A 2,115-nucleotide genomic window follows, 5' to 3' on the forward strand; every position below is an offset into this window, starting at 1 on the left:
CGAGAAAGACACTGGGCTGGAAAACGCCGGCAGAAGCGCTTGACGAATTACTGTCATGAGTGAAAACAATTGGTGTTGCGACGACCGTTTGAATCCGCCCAATACACCAGCGAACAGTTCCAGAGGCTGATGGCCGATCACGGCGTGGTCTGCTCGATGAGCCGGTCAGGCAATGTCTGGGACAACGCTGCAATGGAGAGCTTCTTCTCGTCCTTGAAGACCGAGCGAACAGCGCGCAAAGTGTACCGGTCACGCAACGAGGCCAAGGCCGACGTGTTCGACTACATCGAGCGCTTCTACAATCCGAAGCGAAGGCATTCGACGATCGGATATCTGAGCCCTATGGAGTTCGAACGGAAGGTCGGATTAGCTTAAGCCGGTGTCAACAGAACCGGGTGCAGCTCAATAAAACAAGCCGGAGAGGTAAGCATGATGCAGCTCATTACCCCTGAGTACTATGGCGAGTTCCTCGATGATCTCTCGGAGATGCATCGACTGAGGTATCGTGTTTTCAGGCAGCGCTTGGCCTGGGACGTCGAGAGCAGCGGCGACATGGAGGTCGACGAGTTTGATGTCCTTCGGCCAGTTCATCTCCTGAACCGCTCAATCGATGGGCGTGTTCAGGGGTGCGTCCGGCTGCTGCCTTCGGTCGGCCCAACCATGCTAAGAGGCACGTTCTCGATCCTCTTGGACGGGCAGCCGGCGCCACGAACCGATCGGATATGGGAGAGCAGCCGCTTTGCGCTCGATGTTCCGTCCGATGCGCCGAAGGCGAGCGGCGGACTTGCTACGGCAACTTACGAGCTGTTTGCCGGCATGCTTGAGTTCGGCCTTTCCAATCAATTGACCGAAATCGTCACTGTCACCGATGCCCGGATGGAGCGCATCCTTCGGCGCGCCGGGTGGCCCCTCCGCCCGATCGGGAAAGCTCGTCCTCTCGGAAACACCAAGGCCATTGCTGGATACCTAGAAGTCTCGCCCAATGCCCTCAATCGTATCCGCAAAGCGGGACACATCTCAGGTCCAGTGCTCTGGGCTCCAGTCATCGGAGCGCCCGCCTGATCTGGAAGTAAGTACAATTAGGGCATCGCAGCACATTTGGAGCGGAAACCTATCTGGTTTAAGACTTATGATGCACAAACCACCTCGATCAAGAACCTCCATTCATGCCAGTAAGGCAATCGAACTGAAACACCTGAGGCTCGCCGTTGCTGCGGCCGATTGCGGTAGCCTCCGCCAGGCCGCGATTTTGCTGAAGTCGCAACAATCGAGCCTCAGCCGTAGAATTGATGAGCTCGAGCAGCATTTGGGCATTGCTGTTTTCGTACGCCATAGCGGAGGTGTGCGCCCAACCCGGGCCGGGCTAGGCGTGCTCCGCCAAGCTCGATCGATTTTGGAGGAATTTGATGCCCTGATTGCAAGCGCCAGCTACGTTCAGAACTGCGAAACTGGCCGCCTGGCGATTGGCTTCTGCACATCGCTCTCGGCAGGCAATCTGCAGGCGTCGTTACTAGAGTTTAACCAACGTGTTCCCCTCATAGAAGTTGCGACGTCCGAGCGGTCGCGGACGCGCCTTGCCACGGGGCTGCGCAATGGCGCGCTCGACATCCTGATTGTCACAGGGAGCCTGCCCTTGTTTGAGACCGAAGTGATGTCGCTCTGGAGCGAGCGCGTTCTCATCGTCTTGCCTCAGAACCATCCTCTCGCCGTCCGCGAAGCCGTCTACTGGACCGACCTGGGGGGCGAGACGGTGCTGCTCAGCCACTACGACCTTGGAACAGAATTCGAAATCCTTCTGACGTCGAAACTCGTGTCCCCTCACGATCGACCTAAAATCGAGCGCCACGATGTGAGCCGCGGCATCATCAAGAGCCTGATCAGCATGAAGGCGGGAATAAGCTTCGTGCTCGAATCCGACATGGGGGCGAATTTTGCCGGCCTCGTCTACCGTGAGCTGCGCGACGGCACGGGTCCCAGCCGGCTGGAATTCTCCGCATATTGGCGCGGTGATAACGAAAACCCGGCGCTGCACGAATTCCTGAAGTTGCTCTCTGAGCGCTACCCATCGCCTTCGAGTGGTCGCTGACGCGCGCGGCGCGCTTTCCGGAAGCTCCT

At 58.1% G+C, this 2,115-nt stretch carries 2 protein-coding genes and 1 pseudogene; all 3 read left to right on the forward strand.

What is annotated here, in order from left to right:
• A pseudogene (locus IVA74_RS10620) lies at positions 1-375 on the forward strand (IS3 family transposase); the annotation flags it as partial.
• 54 nt (positions 376-429) lie between these two features.
• A complete protein-coding gene (locus IVA74_RS10625; protein WP_247342589.1) occupies positions 430-1,062 on the forward strand; it encodes an acyl-homoserine-lactone synthase in 633 nt (210 codons plus the stop codon).
• 70 nt (positions 1,063-1,132) lie between these two features.
• Positions 1,133-2,086: a LysR family transcriptional regulator gene (locus IVA74_RS10630; protein ID WP_247342592.1), complete on the forward strand. Its 954-nt coding sequence runs from the start codon at positions 1,133-1,135 to the stop codon at positions 2,084-2,086.
• Positions 2,087-2,115: the final 29 nt, after the last annotated feature.

Origin of the sequence: Bradyrhizobium sp. 132 (genome assembly GCF_023074185.1) — a bacterium.
In the GTDB taxonomy this organism is placed as follows: Bacteria; Pseudomonadota; Alphaproteobacteria; order Rhizobiales; family Xanthobacteraceae; genus Bradyrhizobium.

What these genes read in the sequence shown, in the direction of transcription:
- IVA74_RS10630 (WP_247342592.1), top strand. Translation starts at nt 1,133, where the DNA reads ATGCACAAACCACCTCGATCAAGAACCTCCATTCATGCCAGTAAGGCA.
- IVA74_RS10625 (WP_247342589.1), top strand. Translation starts at nt 430, where the DNA reads ATGATGCAGCTCATTACCCCTGAGTACTATGGCGAGTTCCTCGATGAT.